The 3,638-nt window shown below is 64.7% G+C and carries 4 protein-coding genes; 3 read left to right on the top strand and 1 reads right to left on the bottom strand.

Features of this window, described 5'->3' with window-relative positions; genetic code table 11:
• Positions 1–286: 286 nt before the first annotated feature.
• A complete protein-coding gene (locus tag HUK84_RS12420; protein WP_176640574.1) occupies positions 287–1,210 on the bottom strand; it encodes a LysR family transcriptional regulator in 924 nt (307 codons plus the stop codon).
• Between the two features lie 110 nt (positions 1,211–1,320).
• Here HUK84_RS12420 and HUK84_RS12415 point away from each other — a divergent pair, with 110 nt between their 5' ends.
• From HUK84_RS12415 to HUK84_RS12405, 3 genes are all read left to right on the top strand, one after another.
• Positions 1,321–2,118, top strand: coding sequence for a type 1 glutamine amidotransferase domain-containing protein (locus HUK84_RS12415; RefSeq protein WP_176640571.1), 798 nt, complete (start codon positions 1,321–1,323; stop codon positions 2,116–2,118).
• A gap of 71 nt (positions 2,119–2,189) precedes the next feature.
• The gene (locus HUK84_RS12410; protein ID WP_176640573.1) at positions 2,190–2,486 is read left to right on the top strand and encodes a putative quinol monooxygenase; all 297 of its coding nucleotides are present in this window, start codon (positions 2,190–2,192) and stop codon (positions 2,484–2,486) included.
• 16 nt (positions 2,487–2,502) lie between these two features.
• A complete protein-coding gene (locus tag HUK84_RS12405; RefSeq protein WP_176640570.1) occupies positions 2,503–3,516 on the top strand; it encodes an aldo/keto reductase in 1,014 nt (337 codons plus the stop codon).
• Positions 3,517–3,638: the final 122 nt, after the last annotated feature.

Raw genomic sequence — 3,638 nt, 5'->3', positions numbered from 1 at the left:
TGGCGCGCCGCCGTCGGCTTCGCCGGCGCCGCCCTGTTCTTCTTCTCGCTCTCCGGCGGCGTCATGTGGGACATGCGCCGCCGCGCCGCCGCCCGCACGGCCCGGGTAACCGCCGTGCCGGACGCCTCCGGCACCCCAGACTGAACCGCCCCGGGACTGGCGGGGACCGGTTTGGGCAAATTACACGGCGATAGGAAGTAGCCGCCTTTATCGAAGCCGCCGCCACGGCGAAGAAGTAAAGGGCACAGGCCGGGCCCGGCGCCCGGCCGGCTTTCCCACCATGGCTTCAAACGTCGGTCTTGCGCGCCCCGGCCTGGATCTCAGCGATGATCCCCGCGACGGTGGCGCGCAGCCAACGATGGGCCGGATCATGGCGATAACGCACATGCCAAGCCATCTCGACCGGAAAGCTGCCCAGATCGACCGGCGCGGGCAACACCCGCAGCCTTGGATCATGTGCCAGCCTGCGGCAGATCAACGCGGGCAGTGTGGCGCAGTAATCGGTGACGGCCACCATTTCGGCCACGGCAAAGAAATTGGTGACAGACAATGCCACGTCGCGCTTCAGTTGCTGCTGCGCCAGGGCCTGAAACAGCCCTGCGCGCAGGCGTCCCGGCGGCACAACATTGACATGACGCAGTGCCTCGAACTGGGCCCGCGACATGGTCTCGCCAATGCCTGGGTGGCCGGTACGCACAACGCAGGCCAGCCCCTCATCCATCAGATGCTGCACCACCAGATTGTCGGGCGGATCGGTGATGCGCCCCAGCACCATCGCCGTGGTGCCCGAGGTGACGCCGGTCTCGGCCAGATCGCTGCCATAGGGTGTCAGCCGCAAACGGATGCCCGGGGCGACGCTCTGCAAACGCGCCACGATCGCGGGTACCAGCACGAATTCGGCATAGCCGTTGGGGGCGATGGTGAAATGCCGCTCAGCGGTGGCGGGGTCGAACTCCTGCTGGCCCAACACGGCATCGTCCAGCCTTGCCAGCGCCTCGGCGATCACCGGGGCCAGTTCCAGCGCGATCGGCGTGGGCTGGATGCCATAGCGCTCGCGGATAAACAGCGGGTCCTGCAGCATGGCGCGCAGCCGGGCGAGCGCGTTGGAGATCGCCGGTTGAGTCATGCCCAGCCTTTCGGCGGCGCGGGTGACGCTCTTTTCCTCGAAGAGAGCGACGAAGATCGGCAGCAAGTTCAGGTCATAGCGCATCACTTATAATGCCATGATGATATCTGAAATAACAGAAATAAAGTTCTGGAATGTGTTGGAAGCGAGCATTCTGGCTGCGTCAACAATGACACGCAGCATCGGAGGCTGACATGACCAAGGGTAAAGTTCTCGTCGTCGGGTCCAACGCCACACGGATCGAAGTCCAGGGCGGCTGGGGCAACACCGGCCAGTATCTCAACGAAACCGTGGTGCCCGCCATGGCCATTCTGGCTGCGGGCTATGAGATCGTACTGGCCACACCGCAGGGCACCAAGCCGCACATCGATCCGGCCTCCGATTCCTCCCAGCATTTCGGGGGTGACGAAGTTGCCTATGCCGCGGCCAAAGCCTTCTGGGCCGAACATCCCGCGATGAATGCGGTGCGCAGCCTTCGCTCGGTGATCGAGGAAGGGCTGGAGAGTTACGCCGGGATCTTCGTGCCGGGCGGTCAAGCCCCGGTGGTCGATCTGATGCAGGACGCCGACTTGGGCATGATTCTGCGCCATGCCCATGGGCAAGCCAAGCCCACAGCCCTGCTCTGTCACGGCCCGATCGCCATCACCGCCGCCATGGACCAGGCCCCGGCCTTCCGTGCCTCACTGATCGTCGGGGACAAGGCGAAGGCACGGGACCTCGCCAAGGGCTGGCCCTATGCCGGTTACCGCATGACCGTCTTTTCGGCGAGCGAGGAGAAGGTGGTCGAGGACCATATCCTGCATGCCAAGATGCATTTCGACATGCCCTCGGCGCTTGAGGCAGCAGGCGGCGAGGTGATCACCAACAGCACCGATTTCGCACCCCATGTGGTCGAGGACCGCGAGCTGATCACCGGACAGAACCCGGCTTCTGACCATCAGATCGCCGCTCGCTTCGTGGCAGCGCTCAACCGGCATCTGGCCACCGCATGACCACCAGAATGACCGGCGGGGCGCTACGACAGCGCCCCGGCGATAATCCGCAGGACAAAGGAGCAGGCATCATGTCCAGTCACGTCAAAGTCATGGCGATTCTTAGCGCCCGCGAGGGCAAGGCGGCTGAGCTGCGCGCCCTGCTCGAAGGGCTCATCACCCCCAGTCGGGCCGAAAGCGGCAATCTGCGCTACGACCTGTGGATCGACCAGAATGACCCGGCCCGCTTCGTGCTGGACGAACTTTATGTCGATGCGAAGGCCAATGACGCCCATCGCGCAACGCCGCATTTCCAGCATTATCTCTCACGCGTCGGCGATCTGGCCGATCGCGTGGCTGTAGCCCTCACTCCGCTGCTCGTGGCCTGAAGAAAGGACAACACCCATGGCTCTCAAGGATATTCTGCCGAGCAAGCTCGGTTTCGGCGCCGCGCCCCTCGGCAACATGTTCCGCGACATTCCTGAGGCCGAGGCGCAAGCCACGGTGGAAGCGGCGTGGAACAACGGCATCCGCTATTTCGACAACGCCCCCTTCTATGGCGCCGGCCTGGCCGAAATCCGCATGGGCGAGGCGCTGGCCGACAAGCCGCGCGGCGATTATGTCATCAGCACCAAGGTGGGCCGTCTGATCCTCGACGAGATCGAGGATGTCAGTGCGCGCGATCTGGGCGAGAAGGGCGATGTCTTCCGCTACGGTCGCCCTAACCGCATCATCAACGACTATTCAGAAGACGCCACGCTGCGCTCGATCGAGGACAGTCTGAAGCGCCTGCGCACCGATCATATCGACATCGTCTGGGTCCATGACGTCGCGCAGGATTTCTATGGCGATGCCTGGCTCGGCGTGTTCGAAAGCGCGCGCAAAGGCGCCTTCAAGGTGCTCGACCGGCTGCGCGACGAGGGCGTCATCAAGGGCTGGGGCCTGGGCGTCAACCGCGTGGAGCCCATCGAGCTGCTGCTGGAGCTCGACGAGCCACGCCCCGACGGTTTCCTGCTGGCAGGGCGCTACACGCTGCTCGACCATGATCGCGCGCTGCAACGGCTGATGCCGATGGTGGCAGAGCGCGGCCTGGGGATCGTGGCGGGCGGCCCCTACAGCTCGGGCGCGCTGGTGGGCGGCCCCAACTTCGAATATGTGCCCGCCACGCCCGAAATCCTGGCCAAGGTGGCGGCGATCAAGGCGCTGGCCGATGTCCATGGCATCAGCATGAAGGCCGCCGGACTGCAATTCGCGCTGGCCAATCCGGCAGTGGCGGCGGTGATCCCCGGCGCCAGCCGCCCGGGCCGCATCGCCGAGGACACCGCAGCGCTGGCGGAACAGGTGCCCGAGGATTTCTGGCGCGAATTGCGCGAGGCCGGTCTGGTCAATCCGCTCGCACCGCTGCCCGGCGGCGCCTGAATCACATCTTAATACCAAAGGACGTAGCCACTGACTCGTGTGTGAAGTGACGAACGGCGCCGGCTCTGATTCTCTTGATGCGGGAGGATCTGGCTGATGACGGCGGCGGTAAAGCTACGAGA

The sequence above is a fragment of the Nguyenibacter vanlangensis genome, assembly GCF_013376155.1.
Lineage (GTDB): Bacteria > Pseudomonadota > Alphaproteobacteria > Acetobacterales > Acetobacteraceae > Gluconacetobacter > Gluconacetobacter vanlangensis.
This window is presented reverse-complemented; position numbering and strand designations above follow the sequence as displayed.

Bases quoted from the DNA above. Each gene is read 5' to 3' on its own strand.
- HUK84_RS12420 (WP_176640574.1), bottom strand. From the start codon at position 1,210: ATGCGCTATGACCTGAACTTGCTGCCGATCTTCGTCGCTCTCTTCGAG.
- HUK84_RS12415 (WP_176640571.1), top strand. From the start codon at position 1,321: ATGACCAAGGGTAAAGTTCTCGTCGTCGGGTCCAACGCCACACGGATC.
- HUK84_RS12410 (WP_176640573.1), top strand. From the start codon at position 2,190: ATGTCCAGTCACGTCAAAGTCATGGCGATTCTTAGCGCCCGCGAGGGC.
- HUK84_RS12405 (WP_176640570.1), top strand. From the start codon at position 2,503: ATGGCTCTCAAGGATATTCTGCCGAGCAAGCTCGGTTTCGGCGCCGCG.